Here is a 15,271-nt window from a genome sequence, read left to right as displayed (position 1 = left end):
ATTTCCAGCCCATAGCAAACGATACTTGAGAGAGACAACGAGATGAAGGGTGAAGCACAGGACAAGCAGCCGATTTTGCTTGGCGCAGTTGACCTTGGCAGCAACAGCTTTCGCGTGGAAATCGGTCGCGTGGAGGACTACCGCATCACGACCGAAAGCTATTGGAAGGAAACCGTGCGTCTGGCCGGCGGTATTGATGAACACGGCGCCTTTACGCCGGAAATTCAGGAGCGTGCCCTGTCGGCGCTACGCCGTTTCCGTGAAAAGCTCGAGGGCATTGATCCGCAGAACATTCGTGCCGTCGGCACGCAGGCGCTGCGCGTTGCAACGAACTCTGCCGACTTCCTGCCGCGAGCCGAAGAAGCTCTCGGGCACCCCATCGAAATCATCGCCGGCCGTGAAGAAGCCCGTCTCGTCTTTTCGGGTTGTGCCCACACACTTCCTCCCTCCAGCGAAAAGCGCCTGGTGGTGGACATCGGCGGCGCTTCAACCGAACTGATCATCGGGTGCGGCTTCATCGCCAAAGAATGCGAATCGTTTCATGTGGGTTGCGTGAACACGTCCCGCGCCTATTTTCCGGACGGGAAAATCACCGCCAACGCTCTCAAGCAGGCTCAGCTCTCGGCTCAGGCCGAATTTGAAGAAGCCCATCAGGAATTCTCCTTCCGCAACTGGGACGCCGCCTACGGCAGCGCCGGCACGATCGGCGCCGTCGCCGACATCGGTCACGCCTCGGGCCTGACCAACGGCGTAGTTACGCCGGCTCTCCTGAAGGTCATGCGCAAAGAGCTCGTTGAAGCGGGCGACATACGCAAGATCAACTTCCCGGGTCTCAAAGAAGACCGCCGCGAAGTGATCGCCGGCGGCCTGGCCGTTCTCTCGGCTGTGTTCGACACCTTCAAGATCAAGGAAATGCGCCCGGCTTCCGGTGCGTTGCGCGTGGGACTTCTCTACGACATGCTCGGCAGACAGGAACAGCGCGACACGCGTGACAGTACGGTCACAGCGCTCATCAAGCGCTCGAGCATCGACAAGCAGCAGGCCGCCCGCGTGGCCGCGCTTGCCGACAAGTTCTTCGTAGCTCTCAACCCCGACGATCAGCAGACGCACGACTGCCGCAAGCTGTTGCAGTGGGCCTCCATGCTGCACGAAACCGGCCGCGTGATCAGTCCGAGCGGTTACCATAAGCACAGCCAGTACATCCTGATGAATTCCGATCTGCCCGGGTTCTCCCGCTACGATCAGACGCAGATGAGCACGCTTGTGCTCGGTCAGCGAGGCAACCTCAAAAAGGTCGAAAGCGCCCTGCAGGATCCGACCTTCGTCAACATGCTTCTGTCGCTTCGTCTGGCCGTGATCTTCGCCCATGCCCGCCGTACGCTGCGACTGCCCGAAATCAAGCTCGAACGCGTTGCGCACACCCGCAAGACCGCTTTCCGACTCTGGGTTGATCCGCAGTGGCTCTCGCGCCATCCGCTTACCGGCTATCTGCTCGAGCAAGAGTCTCTGGTCTGGGCACGCGTCGGTATGGAATTCACGCTGCAAAACAACGTTTCTTAACCGGAGTCACGCAATCCCATGGTCTCCAACGGCGTCAACATTCCCCTTGTCGAGCTCATCAACGCCGGCATTGAAATCAACGGCGAGCGGCTCTCCGCCGGCATCACGTTTAACGTGACGCGCGGCGAGTTCGTCTGCCTGCACGGTCCCACGGGTTCGGGCAAATCGTTGGCGCTTTCGATGATCGCTGGCATTCTGCGCCCCACCTTCGGCGAAGTGCGCGTTGCGGGCGACTGCCTCAACAACTTCACCGAGCGTGAGATGGCGATCGTGCGCCGCTCCATGGGCATCATGATGCAGGAGTGTCTGTTGCTGGACAACCGCACCATTCTGGAAAACGTCATGCTGCCGTCGCTCGCTGCCGAAGAGTCCTACGGCAAGGCGCGCGTGGCCGCCATGAACGCACTCGACAAGTGCGGCATCGCGGATCTGGCTCAGGCCCATCCGCACGATCTGTCAGCCGGACAAAAGCAGATCGCAAGCGTGGCGCGCGCCATCGTCAACGATCCGCTGCTTGTGCTGGCCGATGAGCCGTGCGCGCATCTGGACGCTGACAACGCTCAGCACCTGATGGATCTGCTGGGCGAAGTGTCGCTATCCAACGTCTCCGTGATCGTGGCCTCACACCTGCAGCTCAACCCCTCCAATATCGTCTGCCGCCCCATTATGCTGCAGGGAGGTTTTCGATGAGCATGTTTACAAGCACACGCTGGGCCGCGCGACAGACCGTTCGAGCCATCGTAGAATTCAAGGGCCTCTTTCTGATGGCGCTTTCTCTGGCTGGTTTGGCACTGACCATTCCCTTCTTCCTTGCGACGCTTGCCTGGTCCCTGTCGGCACAGGTCTTCAACGTCCCGACGCAAGCCGAAGTCACCGTCTTTGCCGACCGCAGCGCGGGCGAGCAATCCGTGAAGGATCTGGCTGAAGCCATTTCCAAAAACAGTGTCATCTCCGCGGTACGAATCATGCCGAAGGAAGACGCGCTTGCCTTGGTCAATCAGTCGCTCGGCATGAAAACCGAGGATGAGCGCTCCAAGGAAAAAGCCAAGAACAATCCGCTGCCCGACATCATCATCGCGACGGTAGCAAACAATGTCTCCTCCGAAGAACTTGCCGCCGCAGCCGAGCAGTTCCGTAAAATCAAAAACGTCGATCTCGTCGCCTACGACGACTCTTGGCAGCGTTACCTCAATGCGCTCTACACCGCTTTGTCCGTCGTTCTCGGCATTCTCGGCACCGTGGTCTTCCTGTTGGTTTTGCTTGTGATCTTTGCTTCCGTGCGCCTGACGACCAACGCGCAGCGAGACGAAATCCGCGCGCTGCACCTTTTCGGCGCCACCTCGAGTTTTATTCGCCGTCCGTATTCGTGGCGCGGCTTTCTCACGCTGATGCTGGCGGCGGTTCTGTCACTCGGCGTGACGGCCACCGGCGTGAGTCTGCTTGCAAAGCCCATCGCCGACTTTGCGGGCTTGTACGGCGTAACGGTGATTCTTCGCATGCCTGCGCTTGACTGGTGTCTGCTTTACGTTGGCTCAGCCGCACTTCTGGGTTACGTTGTCGGATCTTTTGCCGCTAAAGACGCCATCACCCGCGTGTTGCGGCATCAGCCCTGATTTTTGTCAAACTCCGACAAACTTGACTGCACCCGTTTACGTCTTTTCGCAGTAGCATCCTGCTGTTAATTTGAAAAGCTTTTCTCTGCTTACGTGACTGATACTCCTGCAATTCCGCAAAAGCTCGAGGCCGAACCTTCCGACACGAAGACAATCGCCTCGGTACCGGACTCCGCCCGCCCCACGGCGACGGACAGGGCTCTTGTTGCGCGCGGAAAAAACGCAGGGCAGATCGTCGTAGCCGATAAAGGCGCAGGCAAACAGCTCGTCCCTTATCAAGGGCCGCAAGGCGGCTCACTTGTTGTTCGACCCGATCCCGTCAAGGGCGAAGTCGTTCCCTACGAGAAAAAACAGTATCTGCCGGCGGTCATTCCGCGTCTGGGAGATCTGGATGCGTACATTCGCTATGCCAACGCTGCGCCGATTCTTTCTGCCGAAGAAGAGCACGATCTGGCCGTACGACTGCGCGACGAGGGCGACCTAATGGCTGCGCAGCAACTTATCCTGTCGCATCTGAGGCTTGTCGTTTCGATTGCCCGCGGCTTTCTGGGCTACGGTCTGCCGCATGCCGATCTGATTCAGGAAGGCAACATCGGGCTCATGAAGGCAATCAAGCACTTCGACCCCGACCGCGGCGTGCGTCTGATGACATTCTCCGTGCACTGGATTCGCTCTGAAATTCAAGAATACATCGTACGCAACTGGCGCATGGTCAAGCTCGCAACAACCAAAAATCAACGCAAGCTGTTTTTTAACCTGCGCCAGATGAAGTCCGACGAAAAGTCGCTCTCACCCTCGGAAACAGAGCGCATCGCCGAAACGCTCGACGTCAAGCCTGAAGAAGTGCGCGAAATGGAAGCGCGCCTGTCGGGCGGCGACACGCCCCTGGAAGGTCCCGGCTCGTCTGGCGCTGAAGACGACAATCCGTTTGCTCCCATCGACTGGCTCTCAAGAGAAGAGGATGAACCGGAAGCGGCGCTTGAAGAGCGTGACCGCAATCGACTCACAGGTGAAATTCTGCGCGATGCGCTCGCTGCGCTTGACGATCGCAGTCGCCGCGTCGTACAGGCGCGGTGGCTACGCACAGACACCGACGGCAACCCGGATCCGATGACGCTGCAGGAACTGGCCGCAGAACTGGGCGTCTCGGCCGAACGCGTTCGCCAAATCGAAAAGAAGGCGATCGCGAAGCTGCGCACGGAACTTGCCGCCGACAAAGACATCCTTTGACATCTTTTCTATTGAGCCTTTACCGCCTCAGTTCGCTAAACGCCCACACCATGTTTCACGTCGTTCTCGTTCATCCGGAAATTCCTCCCAATACCGGCAACGCCATTCGCCTGTGCGCCAACACGGGCTGCTCGCTTCATCTGATCGAACCGCTGGGCTTTAGCGTCGACGACAAGCACCTCATCCGCGCCGGTCTCGACTACCACGAATTCACGACCATGAAGACTTACCCGTCCTGGGAGGCCTTTTTGGAAACGGAAAAGCCCTCAGCCTCACGCATGTTTGCCATGACGACCAAGGGCTCGAGCATTTTCTCGACGATGAAATTTCAGCCGGGCGACTGGCTGATTTTCGGCAGCGAAGGCCACGGCTTGCCGGACGCCATTCGAGAGTCTTTCCCCTCGTCTCAGCGCATTCGTCTGCCGATGATGCCCAAGAACCGTTCGCTCAACCTCAGTAACGCTGTCGCCGTCACGGTATTCGAGGCCTGGCGCCAAAACGGCTACCAAGGCTCGGTTTGATGACTATGATGCCTGATTGTCTTTACCGACAATCATGACCATGTTGTCGCGATGCACGGCTTCTTCTGGACCGGAGAAACCCAGAATCGCCGCAAATTCCTCACAGTGCTTTCCGGCGATGAGACGCAATTGCGACGAATCGTAATTGACAAGTCCTCGTGCGATTTCCGTGCCGTCCGGAGCCAAGCAGCCCACCACGTCACCGCGTACAAAATCCCCCTGCACGGCCTTGATACCCACCGGCAAAAGACTCGTCTTTTTCTCCATCAGTGCCTTTGCCGCACCGGCGTCAAGCACCACCAACCCCTGGGCTCTGAGCTGGTCGGCGAGCCATTTCGCACGTGCGTGCCACGGCGCATGCACGGCCGTGAGCTGCGTACCAATTGCCTCACCCTGCGCCAGACGCGGCAGAACGTTTTCTTCCCGTCCGCATGCAATCACGGTGCTCGATCCGCTGCGCGCTGCTCGCTTGGCCGCCAGAATCTTGGTAATCATGCCGCCCTTGGAGAGCGAGCTTGCGGCGCCTCCTGCCATTTTTTCAAGGGCCGGATCGCCTGCACTGGCTTCGGACACAAACTGAGCCAATGGATCCTTGCGGGGATCGGCCGTATAAAGGCCGCGCTGATCGGTGAGAATCACGAGCACGTCAGCTTCGATGAGATTGGTTACCAACGCTCCCAAAGTGTCGTTGTCTCCCACCTTGATTTCATCGGTCACCACCGTGTCGTTTTCGTTGATGATGGGCACCACCCCCAAGCGAAGCAGTTCGAGAAGCGCCTCGCGGGCGTTCAGATAACGTTCACGATTGGAAAGGTCAGCGTGGGTCAGAAGAATCTGCGCGGTCTTAACGCCGTGTGCCGAAAAAGCTGTTTCGTAAGCTTGCACCAAGCCCATCTGACCGACGGCAGCTGCAGCCTGCAATTCACAAATGCGCTCCGGACGCTTGCTCCAGCCCAGGCGCAGAACGCCTTCGGCAATGGCGCCGGAACTCACGAAAACCACTTCCTTTCCGTCGCGCACCAGCGTGCAAATCTGGGCAGCCAGGTTTTCGATCATCTGCCGATCCAATCCTCGGCCGTCGTTGGTCAAAAGAGCACTTCCGACTTTCACGACAACGCGTCGGGCTTGTTTCAGCGCACTCTGTTCCATGCTTTTCTCTCCTTTGACCATTACCGACGACCGGGATTTGCGGTCGATTTAAAGCTCCACTTCGTGCGTTTCGGCAAAGCGCACGTCGTCGCGCTGCTCATCAATCTGCTGCGCTTCGCGGCGCTTGGTGTCGAGTTCCTGAGCAATCGCCTTGATGAGCGTCTCGCAGCCTTCGCGGGTTGCGGCACTCATCACAAAGAGCGGACGATCGGCTCCGAGCTCAGCCTTGAAACGCGCGATCAGCTCTTCGCGTTCGTCTTCGGGCACCAGATCGATCTTGTTGAGCACTACCCAGCGCGTCTTTTCGGCGAGCTCATCATCGTACTTGGCCAGTTCGGCCACGAGAGCGCGAGCTTCGGCAACCGAGTCAGTGTCCGGATCCAACGGTGCGCAGTCAATGATATGCAGCAGCAGGCTCGTACGAGACAGATGACGCAAGAACAAATGTCCGAGGCCGGCACCTTCGCTTGCGCCTTCGATCAGACCCGGAATATCGGCCACGACAAAGCTCTGTTCGGGACCGACGCGCACCACGCCGAGATGCGGATGCAAGGTCGTGAAGGGATAGTCGGCGATCTTGGGACGGGCGTTACTCACGGCAGTGATGAAAGTCGACTTGCCGGCGTTGGGCATACCGAGCAGACCGACATCGGCCAACACCTTGAGCTCAAGGCGAACGGCGCGGTACTGACCGGGTTCGCCCGGCGTGCACTGACGCGGCGCACGGTTGACACTCGTCTTAAAGTGCAGGTTGCCCAGGCCACCCTTGCCGCCTGCGGCCAACAGCTGCTTGTCGCCGTGGTGCGTCAGGTCGGCAACGGTTTCGCCGGTGGTTTCGTCCACAATCAACGTGCCCACGGGCATGCGCAGCACGATGTCTTCACCGCCCGCACCGAAACAGTCGGCACCGCGGCCGTTCTCACCGTTGGGAGCAAAGAATTTGCGCGTATAGCGATAGTCCACCAGGGTGTTGATGTTGCGGTCGGCTACCGCCCACACGCTGCCGCCGCGGCCGCCGTCGCCACCGTCGGGACCGCCCTTGGGTATGAATTTTTCGCGGCGAAAGCTCGCAACGCCATTGCCGCCTTTGCCGCCTTGAACTTCAATGCGGGCTTCGTCAACGAATTTCACTTGAAAACCGTCCGTAAAAATTTAAATGGGTCATTGCGGCTCAAACGACAGCCGCATCAAACAGCATAACGAAAAAAGCCCCGCGAGAACAACGTCCCGTCAGGGCTTTTTCAGTCAAGCGAGGCACCGTTTTTCGGCGCCCGACGCCTTAATTAGCCGGCAACCGGAACAACCTTCACGAACTGGTTGTTCTTCGGGCCCTTCACTTCGAAGGTAACCACACCGTCGACCAGAGCGTAGAGCGTATGGTCACGGCCGATACCGACGTTGTCGCCGGCGTGGAACTTGGTGCCGCGCTGACGAACGATGATGCCGCCAGCGTTGATCATGGCGTTACCGAAAACCTTGACGCCGAGGCGCTTAGCCTGAGAGTCACGACCGTTGCGGGTGGAACCGCCGCCTTTCTTGTGTGCCATTTTCTATGTTCTCTTCTAAAAATCGTTACTTAAATTAAGCCTGGATCTTGACGATCTTGACTTCCGTGTAGTTCTGACGGTGGCCGGCGCTCTTCATGGAGTGCTTGCGGCGGCGGAACTTGAAAATGCGGACCTTGTCGGCGCGGCCGTGATGGGTCACGACAGCGGTCACGGCAGCACCTTCCACAACGGGGGTGCCGACCTTAAGGCCTTCTTCGGTGCTCACAGCGAGCACTTCGTTGAAAACCACTTCGCCTTCAACGTCGGCGTTAAGGGTTTCGACCTTGAGAAAATCGCCTTCGGCAACGCGGTACTGCTTGCCGCCGGTCTTGATAATTGCGTACATGTATTTATCCTCGCCGTTTTGCGCCCGGTTTCCCGGTTGGCAAAACCTTTTTGTAATTACACATCACGCGCACTGCGCCACTGCACAGAATTGCACAGTGTTGCGCGCACGCGCGCACCTTCCCTGCGAAGGAAGGAATCGAGATTATGACAGAGGCAACGGATGATGTCAACCGTTTGAGCGCTTATTTTTGCAGAAAAATCAGGTGCTTGTGCTCGCTCTCCGTCTCGGATCCCAAGGTTACTGCTGATTTTTAAGAACCTCGAGCTGTTCGGTCACTACGAGCTTGAGCATTTCGGCGCGTGCTGCATCGATCTCGCCGAGCCGCAAGCGACGCCAGAGAATGTCATCGGCCGAGCGTGCGCCCGTTTCATCAAAGTGTCGGGCAACGAACGCATTGAGCTGCATGAGCGCATCCGTCGAAGGCGCTTCGCCCGCAAGAAGCTTTTTCTGCAGTTCTTCCATGGCCATCTGAGAGCTGCCGTCCAAGCGCATCGAGCGCGTCATGCAGCCGTACTTAGGCAGCATGTGCCGCGCGATGGCTGCGTCGATCGCCGTTTCGGCCTTGGCACGATAAAGCGTCATGGAGCCGCCGACCACCGTAAACATGTTGTTGAACTCAGTCACCACGGCAAAGCCTCGCCCGGCATCCAGTCCACGCACGCCTACTTCAGCCTGCAGTCCCGCAAAGCGAGCACGCACGTCCTCGCGACGAATCTTGCGGCTCAGCAGTCGGTTAGCGCTCGCCATCAGAAGACGGATTTCGTCCTCAGTCGGCTGCGGATCGATCGGAGCCTGTCCTTGATCAATGGCCGTCGCCCCAATCAGCAGTCGCCCCTGCCACGGTACGATGGTAAGCGGTCCGCGCCCGCCGCAGCCGCGCGGCAGATAAAGCGCGTTGCCCGTCGGCATGAACGTCTTGTCGACCACGATATAGGAGCGGCGCACGATTTTCACCAGATTGCCGCAGGTCACGTCCACCATACGGCGAACATCGTCGGCCCAGACACCAGCGCAATTGAAGACCGTGCGGGTGCGCACCTTGCGCTTGCGGCCTGTTTCGGCATCCTGTAGCACGACCGAGGTCACGCGGCGCCCATCGGCTTCCGCATCAATCATGCGCATGTTGTTGAGCGCCACCGCGCCGTATTCCACGGCTCCCTTCAAAAGAGAAAGAGCCAGACCGGCGTCGTCACAGACAGCATCGGTAAACGTCACGGCACCTGCCAGTCCCTTGCGTTCAATACCGGGCAGCATGCCGAGCGCTCCGACACGACCCTGCATGGAGACGGGACGCGTACCACGTCCGCCGCTCGAAAAGAGGCTGTAGAGCGCGAGACTAGAAGCTCGCAGCGCCATGCCGACCTTGCTGCGGCAGGGAATCACGTAATTCTGTGCGCGCACAAGACTCGGCGCATTTTGCAAAAGCAAACGTCGCTCGTAAAGCTCTTCGCGAACGCGAGCCCAACCAGCCGGGCACACCAGGCGGCGAATGTCGCTGCCGATATGCTTGCCCGAGCGAGAGGCGTGGCCCGAGGCCCAGTCCTGACCGTCCACAATGAGCACCGACATGCCGCGGCTGGCCGCATCAAGCGCCACACCCAGTCCGGTGGCGCCGGCTCCGATCACGGTAACGTCAAACTCGTCTTGCCGCTCCAGACGTTCAATCATCTCGCGGCGGCTCCAAGGGGCCTGCTTCTTGTCCATGTCTCGTGTCACTTATCTGGTCGTAGAAAAAGAGACTTGGCACCGGGAAGGCGCCGCCGGCGCGTTTGCACAACCCGCCGTCCTCTTTCATGCAAACGCAAGTTTAGCCGAGCAATCCGCCCGAAAAACTTAACGCGGCAACTGGCAGAAAAAAGCGCCTCCACGCCATCGGGAAGCGCTTTTTGCAAATGTCTGTGAACCGGCGCTCTTATTCTTCGCCGGCGTCGGTCTCAGCGGCGGCTTCAATAGCCTGCGGCTGATCGTCCTCGACCTTTGCCGGAGCCTCTTCGGCCTTGACGGTCTTGGTAAGCGCAATCACCATGCGCAGCGCAGCGTTGACATCTTCGGAAGACTTGAAGTAGCGAGCCACGTCAGAATCCAAACGCACCGTAGCATTCTGAACAAATGCGGCACGATCGGAGAAGCGGCGCTTGTCCACAGCCTTGGCTCGCGGACCGGAACGACCGCCGAGCTCTTCCTTGAACGGACGACCGACAAACGGCTTGCGTGCGCCGAAGCGAGCTTCACCACGATCACCGAAACGGCCTTCTCCGCGGCCGCGTCCGAATTCTTCAAAACGGCCGCCCTTGCCGCCGAAACGATCGCCGTCACGTTTTTCACGGCGCGCAGGTTTGTCATTGAAACGGTCGAAAGCCATTGCAATTTTCCTTATCGAAAACAATCGGCGGACTTGCTCCGCAAGCCGCCCAACTAAATAGTATAGACAGAGTCGTGCCGGCTCTGTCGAAAAATACAAATTTCCACCAAATCCAAACAATCCCGCGCGTTTTAACCGTTCATGCCGAGTAAACTACTTCGTACAGGAAGACTTTCAGCAGTCTGACTGGAACCCTACAAACAACAAAAAGAGAGGTTTTTATGCTGCAGGTTATTTTCCACGGCGTTGATCGTTCTCCGGCGGCTGAAGCCGACATCGCAAGACGCTTCGAAGCTCTCCAGCGCTTTGACAACAATCTCTCGGAGTGCAAAGCGACGATTACGAAAGTCGGTCATCAAGGTCTCGGCGAATTCAGCGTCAAACTTGACATGATTGTCTCAGGTGGCCGCAGCGTGATTGCAACGGAAAACGACCCTGACGCCATGCAAGCCATCAACAAGGTGTTTGATACGGCTCGCCGTGCGGTCAAGGAGGAAAACGACAAGCGTCATTCTCATTGATTGAGTTTCACCGCTTTCCCGACTTCTCGCCTGATGCTTGGAGTCGATCGCAAACCGTCCGGCATCGTCCGGGCGGTTTTTTCTTGTGTTGAAATCTACCGCAGATACCAAAAAAGCCCGCCGGTTAAGGCGAGCTTTTTAAATTTGGCGTCCCCAAGGGGATTCGAACCCCTGTACCAACCGTGAAAGGGTTGTGTCCTAGGCCTCTAGACGATGGGGACCTAATCTTGGTGGAGGTAAGCGGGATCGAACCGCTGACCTCTTGCATGCCATGCAAGCGCTCTCCCAGCTGAGCTATACCCCCGAAGGAGTCGAAACTATATACCGATATTTTTTGAAATGCAAGTCTTTTTGCGAAAATTTTTGAAGAAATTTCTCAAAAAATTCTCGAAAAACGAATTTTCTTTTGTAAAATCAAATATTTGCGCACCTAAAAAATTTTTTTAATTTTTTTGCCCTCTTCTCTTTTTCGGCTCCACAGAAGCAAAACCATGTTGATTTGCGTTTTCTTCTGCCCGCCAACAACTCCAAACAAGCTCTTTTGATAGCATTCCGTTGTCGTCCCAACCTACTATTCGTGTGCTTTCATGGCTCTTCGACTGCCTGCTCCCGCTTTTGAAAACAAAATCGTCACGTTCGAAGAACTCGCCGCCCGCCGTGCGCAACTACCCGGCCCCGTCGTCATGACCAACGGCGTCTTCGATATTCTTCATCGTGGCCACGTCACCTATCTTGCACAGGCACGTGATCTGGGAAAGAGTCTGATCGTAGCCGTCAATTCCGACGCCTCCGTCAAAATGCTCGGCAAAGGAGATGATCGCCCCATCAACACCGAAGCTGATCGCGCCGCCGTGCTCGCCTCGCTTGAAGCCGTTGATCTCGTCGTCATCTTTAAAGAAAAAGTGCCGCTGAAGGTTATTGAAGAGGCACACCCGGACATCTATGTGAAAGGCGGCGATTACCGCATCGAAGACCTTCCCGAAGCTCCTCTTGTCGCTTCCTGGGGTGGGCGCACCGTCACCGTTGAGTTCGAATACCAGCGTTCCACGACAGCACTTTTAGAAAAAGTACGCGGCGCCTGATATTTCCTTCTTCGTCAGACAAACATTTCGAGTAACGCATTCACATGGCTTTCAATAAACACATTAAGCACTTGAACGTTAACGACGTTAACGTTAACATGCTTAACAAGTTTATTTCTATTTCCTGAATTGCCATGCAGTTTTTCGGTCGCACTGAAGAAATCAAACGTCTGCAAAACCAACTGAGCGCCGTGCAGTCGCAGCACGAGTCTCGAATGGTTTGCCTTATGGGCCGTCGACGGGTCGGAAAAACAACGCTACTGCTGAAAGCCTTTGAAAACAAGAGTTGCCTTGTCCTCTATCTATATGTGCCAAACCGCTGCACACTCAACGAACTGGTCCGCGCCTGGCTTGATCAAGTTGTCGAGATCTTTAAGCTTCCTTTTCCGCCAGCTGTCCAAACGCCGACCGATGTTCTTCAGGTCGTCATGCATCTGAGCAAAGACGCCCCCTGTGTCATCATCATTGATGAATGTCAGGAACTCAATCAGATGGATCCCGCTTTTTGGGGAAAACTGCAGGAACTCTGGGACAGATGCCGCCAATCGTCCCGTACGCTGCTCGTCATGAGCGGCTCCATCATTTCCGCTCTGGAAGACATTTTCGGCAACAACAGCAAACCGCTCTACGGACGCTTGAACGATCAGATGATGCTCATGCCGTTTGGTCCCTCAGACATGTGCACCATCATGGGAACTTTGGCTCCTCTGGCATCCGATCTGGATCTGCTGACGGTCTACGCCATGACCGGTGGTGTCGCCAAATACATTGAGCTTCTTGACGAAGCGCAATGCCTGACGCAGGAAAAAGCCGTTTCCTATTTCTTCAGCAACGCCGGTTCTTGGTTGCGCAGTGAAGGTGAGCGCTTCCTTTCCAACGAATTTCGATTCGAAAGTCCCATCTACATGGAGCTACTCAGAAAAATTGCCCGCGGCCGCAGCAAGTGGACAGAGTTGCAGGACGGCATGGATGTCAACATCACGGCTTACCTGCGCCGGCTGGAAACCTTTCGCATCCTGAGGCAGAAACTTCCTTTCGGCGAACAAAAGACAAAAGGCAGCAGCCGTTGGGTCTTGTGCGACCCGTACTTCATCTTCTGGCTACGCTTCGTCGACAGTATTCAAGCCAACACCTTGGAGTCTCTCGGGCAAAGCCGCATCCTTTCGCAAATGTGCTTAAGAGAGCTTCCGACGCTATTGGGCCGCACATTGGAGGAATGGTTTCGGCAAGCCTGGCTGCAAAACGGTCAATGGTTGCACGCCGACGCCTGGTGGGATCGAAAAGGCCAAAACGAAATTGACCTCGTCGCCACTAACCCGCTCACGCAATCCATTGGTTTTGCCGAGGTCAAATTGAATCCGGCCAAGTTCTCCGCCGGACTTTTGGAGCTCAAGATTGGGGCGTTTTTGAAATCTCAGCCGCAGTACCGCGACTGGAACATCACGCGACAAAGCTTGAGTCTTGAGGATTTGCGCAATATCTGATCCGACAGGACGCAGCTCATTCAAGCCGCGTCCGCCTCAAAAGTCTCAGGATCAGATGAAGTCGTAGCCGGCCAAACGGGCGTAGTGCGCTGTGGCCGTCAGGAAGCCCTGCTTGCTGCCGCAGTCAAAACGACGGCCTTCAAAGCGGTGGGCATAAGTCTTGCCTTCGCCGAGCAAAGAGGCGATGGCGTCCGTGAGCTGAATCTCACCGCCCACGCCGCGATCCACGTGTTCGAGTGCGGTGAAGATTTCGGGCTCAAGCACGTAGCGGCCAATGACGGCAAGCGTCGAGGGCGCCGCCTCGGGAGCGGGTTTTTCGACCATCGTACGCACGCAGCTCGTCTGCTTGAGTTCGTCATCCACGCCGACAATGCCGTACTTATTGGTTTCCTTGGGTTCCACATTCTGAACGGCCAGCACGCTGCCGCCGCCCATTTCACTGCGAGCACCAATCAACTGGCCCAAAGCAGGCTGCTGAGCGTAGATCAGGTCATCGGCCAAAATCACGCCGAAGGGTTCGTCGCCCACCACGGGACGGGCGCAGAGCACGGCATGCCCCAGACCGAGCGGTTCGGGCTGGCGGATAAAGATGAAGTTGACGCCGCGCGGCGTCACGGAATGCACCAAATCCAAAAGTTCGTACTTGCCCTTGGCCGTAAGATCGGCTTCCAATTCAGGGCTCTTGTCGAAGTGATCTTCAATGGCGCGCTTGTAACGGCCCGTAATGAAGATCATGTCGGTGATACCGGCGGCAGCGGCTTCTTCCACAGCATACTGAATGAGCGGCTTGTCGACCACCGGCAACATTTCCTTGGGCATTGCCTTAGTAGCGGGCAGGAAGCGGGTGCCCAAACCGGCAACCGGGAATACAGCCTTACGAACGGGTTTCATGTCATTTTCCCAAATGAAAAAGCGGTTGTCTGCCGGTGCGGCCGTTTCCGCAAAAATGCAATCGGGACGGCACACTGTCGGACAAATGCCGCAGTTAGAATCTGAGTCGAAATTCTAACCAATGCTGTGATCATGTCTGTGTCCGAGCCAATTTACGCCGTCGGAGACCTTCAGGGCTGTCTGGAGAGCTTCGAAGAACTTATCGATATGTTGGATCCGAATGCTTCCTTCGTGTTCGTGGGAGACATCGTCAACCGAGGCCCCGCCTCGCTCGAAACCCTGCGCCGCGTCAAGGCGCTCGACGAAGCCGGACGATGCCGGGCCGTACTGCTCGGCAATCACGATCTGCATTTATTAGCCGTTGCCGCCGGTGCAGGCAAGCTGCATCGCAGCGACACCATCGGAGAGATTCTTGAGGCGCCGGACTGCAAGGAACTGCTCAAGTGGCTGCGTCACCGTCCGCTTCTTTTCGAAACGCCCGACACGGTGTTCGTTCATGCCGGCATTTCACCCGCCTGGACGCTCGAAGAAGCGCGCACCTATGCCGCGGAAGTCTCCGACACCCTGCAAAGCAAGGACTGGAAGTCCTACCTGCAGGGCATGTACGGCGACGACACCGATACGGAAAAAAAGGGGGCCGGCCGCATGCGCGCCATCCTCAACGCCTTTACCCGTATGCGCTACGTCAGAACCGATGGTTCACTTGAATTCAAAGCCAAGATGAACCCGAAAGACACGCCCGACCTCTTGCCTTGGTTCGATTACCCGCGCCGGTTCGAGAAAACCGTGTGTTTCGGTCATTGGTCGACACTCGGTCTTGTGATGCGCAAGGACACTATCGCCATCGATACGGGTTGCCTGTGGGGCGGGCAACTGACCTGCGTACGACTGCCCGATCGGCGCCTTTGGCAGGTTTGCTGCCCGCAGTGGGCCTCCCCGTGCTAAATACGATTTTTCCTGCC

General features: G+C 57.1%; 16 protein-coding genes and 2 tRNA genes. 9 read left to right on the top strand and 9 right to left on the bottom strand.

Annotated features, from left to right (window positions below; genetic code table 11):
- The first annotated feature begins 42 nt into the window (after window positions 1–42).
- The 5 genes from DW133_RS08275 to trmL all read left to right on the top strand — a co-directional run bounded on the left by DW133_RS08275 (window position 43) and on the right by trmL (window position 4,924).
- Entirely contained in the window at window positions 43–1,560 is a 1,518-nt protein-coding gene (locus DW133_RS08275) for a Ppx/GppA phosphatase family protein (RefSeq protein ID WP_233542156.1), read from the top strand.
- Window positions 1,561–1,578: 18 nt separating this feature from the next.
- Window positions 1,579–2,250, top strand: coding sequence for a cell division ATP-binding protein FtsE (locus tag DW133_RS08270; protein ID WP_118276181.1), 672 nt, complete (start codon window positions 1,579–1,581; stop codon window positions 2,248–2,250).
- Window positions 2,247–3,173, top strand: coding sequence for an ABC transporter permease (locus DW133_RS08265; RefSeq protein ID WP_118276180.1), 927 nt, complete (start codon window positions 2,247–2,249; stop codon window positions 3,171–3,173). Before DW133_RS08270 ends, DW133_RS08265 begins: the two co-directional genes overlap by 4 nt.
- 357 nt (window positions 3,174–3,530) lie before the next feature.
- On the top strand, window positions 3,531–4,403 hold the full coding sequence (gene rpoH, locus DW133_RS08260; RefSeq protein ID WP_233542159.1) for an RNA polymerase sigma factor RpoH: 873 nt from the start codon (window positions 3,531–3,533) through the stop codon (window positions 4,401–4,403).
- A 50-nt stretch (window positions 4,404–4,453) separates the two neighbouring features.
- Window positions 4,454–4,924, top strand: coding sequence for a tRNA (uridine(34)/cytosine(34)/5-carboxymethylaminomethyluridine(34)-2'-O)-methyltransferase TrmL (gene trmL, locus DW133_RS08255; RefSeq protein WP_118276179.1), 471 nt, complete (start codon window positions 4,454–4,456; stop codon window positions 4,922–4,924).
- Between the two features lie 3 nt (window positions 4,925–4,927).
- On the opposite strand, the gene proB is transcribed toward trmL, so the two are convergent.
- The 6 genes from proB to DW133_RS08225 form a co-directional block, all read right to left on the bottom strand.
- Window positions 4,928–6,073: a glutamate 5-kinase gene (proB, locus tag DW133_RS08250; RefSeq protein ID WP_118276216.1), complete on the bottom strand. Its 1,146-nt coding sequence runs from the start codon at window positions 6,071–6,073 to the stop codon at window positions 4,928–4,930.
- Between the two features lie 48 nt (window positions 6,074–6,121).
- Window positions 6,122–7,204, bottom strand: a complete 1,083-nt coding sequence (gene cgtA, locus DW133_RS08245) for an Obg family GTPase CgtA (protein ID WP_118276178.1) — start codon at window positions 7,202–7,204, stop codon at window positions 6,122–6,124.
- 152 nt (window positions 7,205–7,356) lie between these two features.
- Window positions 7,357–7,620, bottom strand: a complete 264-nt coding sequence (gene rpmA, locus DW133_RS08240; protein ID WP_118276177.1) for a 50S ribosomal protein L27 — start codon at window positions 7,618–7,620, stop codon at window positions 7,357–7,359.
- A 34-nt stretch (window positions 7,621–7,654) separates the two neighbouring features.
- Window positions 7,655–7,966 (bottom strand): 50S ribosomal protein L21, encoded by a 312-nt coding sequence (rplU, locus tag DW133_RS08235; protein WP_118276176.1) that lies wholly within the window; start codon window positions 7,964–7,966, stop codon window positions 7,655–7,657.
- 240 nt (window positions 7,967–8,206) lie between these two features.
- Window positions 8,207–9,673 (bottom strand): glycerol-3-phosphate dehydrogenase/oxidase, encoded by a 1,467-nt coding sequence (locus DW133_RS08230; protein ID WP_118276175.1) that lies wholly within the window; start codon window positions 9,671–9,673, stop codon window positions 8,207–8,209.
- Window positions 9,674–9,881: 208 nt separating this feature from the next.
- A complete protein-coding gene (locus tag DW133_RS08225) occupies window positions 9,882–10,331 on the bottom strand; it encodes a hypothetical protein (protein ID WP_118276174.1) in 450 nt (149 codons plus the stop codon).
- 221 nt (window positions 10,332–10,552) lie between these two features.
- Between DW133_RS08225 and DW133_RS08220 the strand changes: the two genes are divergently transcribed.
- Window positions 10,553–10,852: an HPF/RaiA family ribosome-associated protein gene (locus DW133_RS08220; protein ID WP_118276173.1), complete on the top strand. Its 300-nt coding sequence runs from the start codon at window positions 10,553–10,555 to the stop codon at window positions 10,850–10,852.
- Window positions 10,853–10,997: 145 nt separating this feature from the next.
- Here the strand turns inward: DW133_RS08220 and DW133_RS08215 are convergent.
- Both DW133_RS08215 and DW133_RS08210 read right to left on the bottom strand, forming a co-directional pair.
- Window positions 10,998–11,073 (bottom strand) — tRNA-Glu (locus DW133_RS08215).
- Between the two features lie 7 nt (window positions 11,074–11,080).
- Window positions 11,081–11,156 (bottom strand) — tRNA-Ala (locus DW133_RS08210).
- A gap of 295 nt (window positions 11,157–11,451) precedes the next feature.
- Between DW133_RS08210 and rfaE2 the strand changes: the two genes are divergently transcribed.
- Together rfaE2 and DW133_RS08200 are read left to right on the top strand one after the other, a co-directional pair.
- Window positions 11,452–11,934: a D-glycero-beta-D-manno-heptose 1-phosphate adenylyltransferase gene (rfaE2, locus tag DW133_RS08205; protein ID WP_199588861.1), complete on the top strand. Its 483-nt coding sequence runs from the start codon at window positions 11,452–11,454 to the stop codon at window positions 11,932–11,934.
- A gap of 134 nt (window positions 11,935–12,068) precedes the next feature.
- Entirely contained in the window at window positions 12,069–13,418 is a 1,350-nt protein-coding gene (locus tag DW133_RS08200; RefSeq protein ID WP_118276171.1) for an ATP-binding protein, read from the top strand.
- 51 nt (window positions 13,419–13,469) lie between these two features.
- Here the strand turns inward: DW133_RS08200 and galU are convergent, their stop codons facing one another.
- The gene (galU, locus tag DW133_RS08195) at window positions 13,470–14,309 is read right to left on the bottom strand and encodes a UTP--glucose-1-phosphate uridylyltransferase GalU (protein ID WP_118276215.1); all 840 of its coding nucleotides are present in this window, start codon (window positions 14,307–14,309) and stop codon (window positions 13,470–13,472) included.
- Window positions 14,310–14,441: 132 nt separating this feature from the next.
- Between galU and DW133_RS08190 the strand changes: the two genes are divergently transcribed.
- Window positions 14,442–15,254: a symmetrical bis(5'-nucleosyl)-tetraphosphatase gene (locus tag DW133_RS08190; protein ID WP_118276170.1), complete on the top strand. Its 813-nt coding sequence runs from the start codon at window positions 14,442–14,444 to the stop codon at window positions 15,252–15,254.
- Window positions 15,255–15,271 lie beyond the last annotated feature (17 nt).

Source organism: Sutterella sp. AM11-39 (assembly GCF_003472385.1).
GTDB lineage: Bacteria > Pseudomonadota > Gammaproteobacteria > Burkholderiales > Burkholderiaceae_F > Duodenibacillus > Duodenibacillus intestinigallinarum.
Note: the sequence above shows the minus strand (reverse complement) of the source record. Positions and strands in the feature narration are given on the sequence as shown.

What these genes read in the sequence shown, in the direction of transcription:
- rplU (WP_118276176.1), bottom strand. Translation starts at nt 7,966, where the DNA reads ATGTACGCAATTATCAAGACCGGCGGCAAGCAGTACCGCGTTGCCGAA.
- DW133_RS08225 (WP_118276174.1), bottom strand. Translation starts at nt 10,331, where the DNA reads ATGGCTTTCGACCGTTTCAATGACAAACCTGCGCGCCGTGAAAAACGT.
- DW133_RS08190 (WP_118276170.1), top strand. Translation starts at nt 14,442, where the DNA reads ATGTCTGTGTCCGAGCCAATTTACGCCGTCGGAGACCTTCAGGGCTGT.
- trmL (WP_118276179.1), top strand. Translation starts at nt 4,454, where the DNA reads ATGTTTCACGTCGTTCTCGTTCATCCGGAAATTCCTCCCAATACCGGC.
- proB (WP_118276216.1), bottom strand. Translation starts at nt 6,073, where the DNA reads ATGGAACAGAGTGCGCTGAAACAAGCCCGACGCGTTGTCGTGAAAGTC.
- galU (WP_118276215.1), bottom strand. Translation starts at nt 14,309, where the DNA reads ATGAAACCCGTTCGTAAGGCTGTATTCCCGGTTGCCGGTTTGGGCACC.
- rpmA (WP_118276177.1), bottom strand. Translation starts at nt 7,620, where the DNA reads ATGGCACACAAGAAAGGCGGCGGTTCCACCCGCAACGGTCGTGACTCT.
- DW133_RS08230 (WP_118276175.1), bottom strand. Translation starts at nt 9,673, where the DNA reads ATGGACAAGAAGCAGGCCCCTTGGAGCCGCCGCGAGATGATTGAACGT.
- DW133_RS08270 (WP_118276181.1), top strand. Translation starts at nt 1,579, where the DNA reads ATGGTCTCCAACGGCGTCAACATTCCCCTTGTCGAGCTCATCAACGCC.
- DW133_RS08220 (WP_118276173.1), top strand. Translation starts at nt 10,553, where the DNA reads ATGCTGCAGGTTATTTTCCACGGCGTTGATCGTTCTCCGGCGGCTGAA.
- DW133_RS08200 (WP_118276171.1), top strand. Translation starts at nt 12,069, where the DNA reads ATGCAGTTTTTCGGTCGCACTGAAGAAATCAAACGTCTGCAAAACCAA.
- DW133_RS08275 (WP_233542156.1), top strand. Translation starts at nt 43, where the DNA reads ATGAAGGGTGAAGCACAGGACAAGCAGCCGATTTTGCTTGGCGCAGTT.
- DW133_RS08265 (WP_118276180.1), top strand. Translation starts at nt 2,247, where the DNA reads ATGAGCATGTTTACAAGCACACGCTGGGCCGCGCGACAGACCGTTCGA.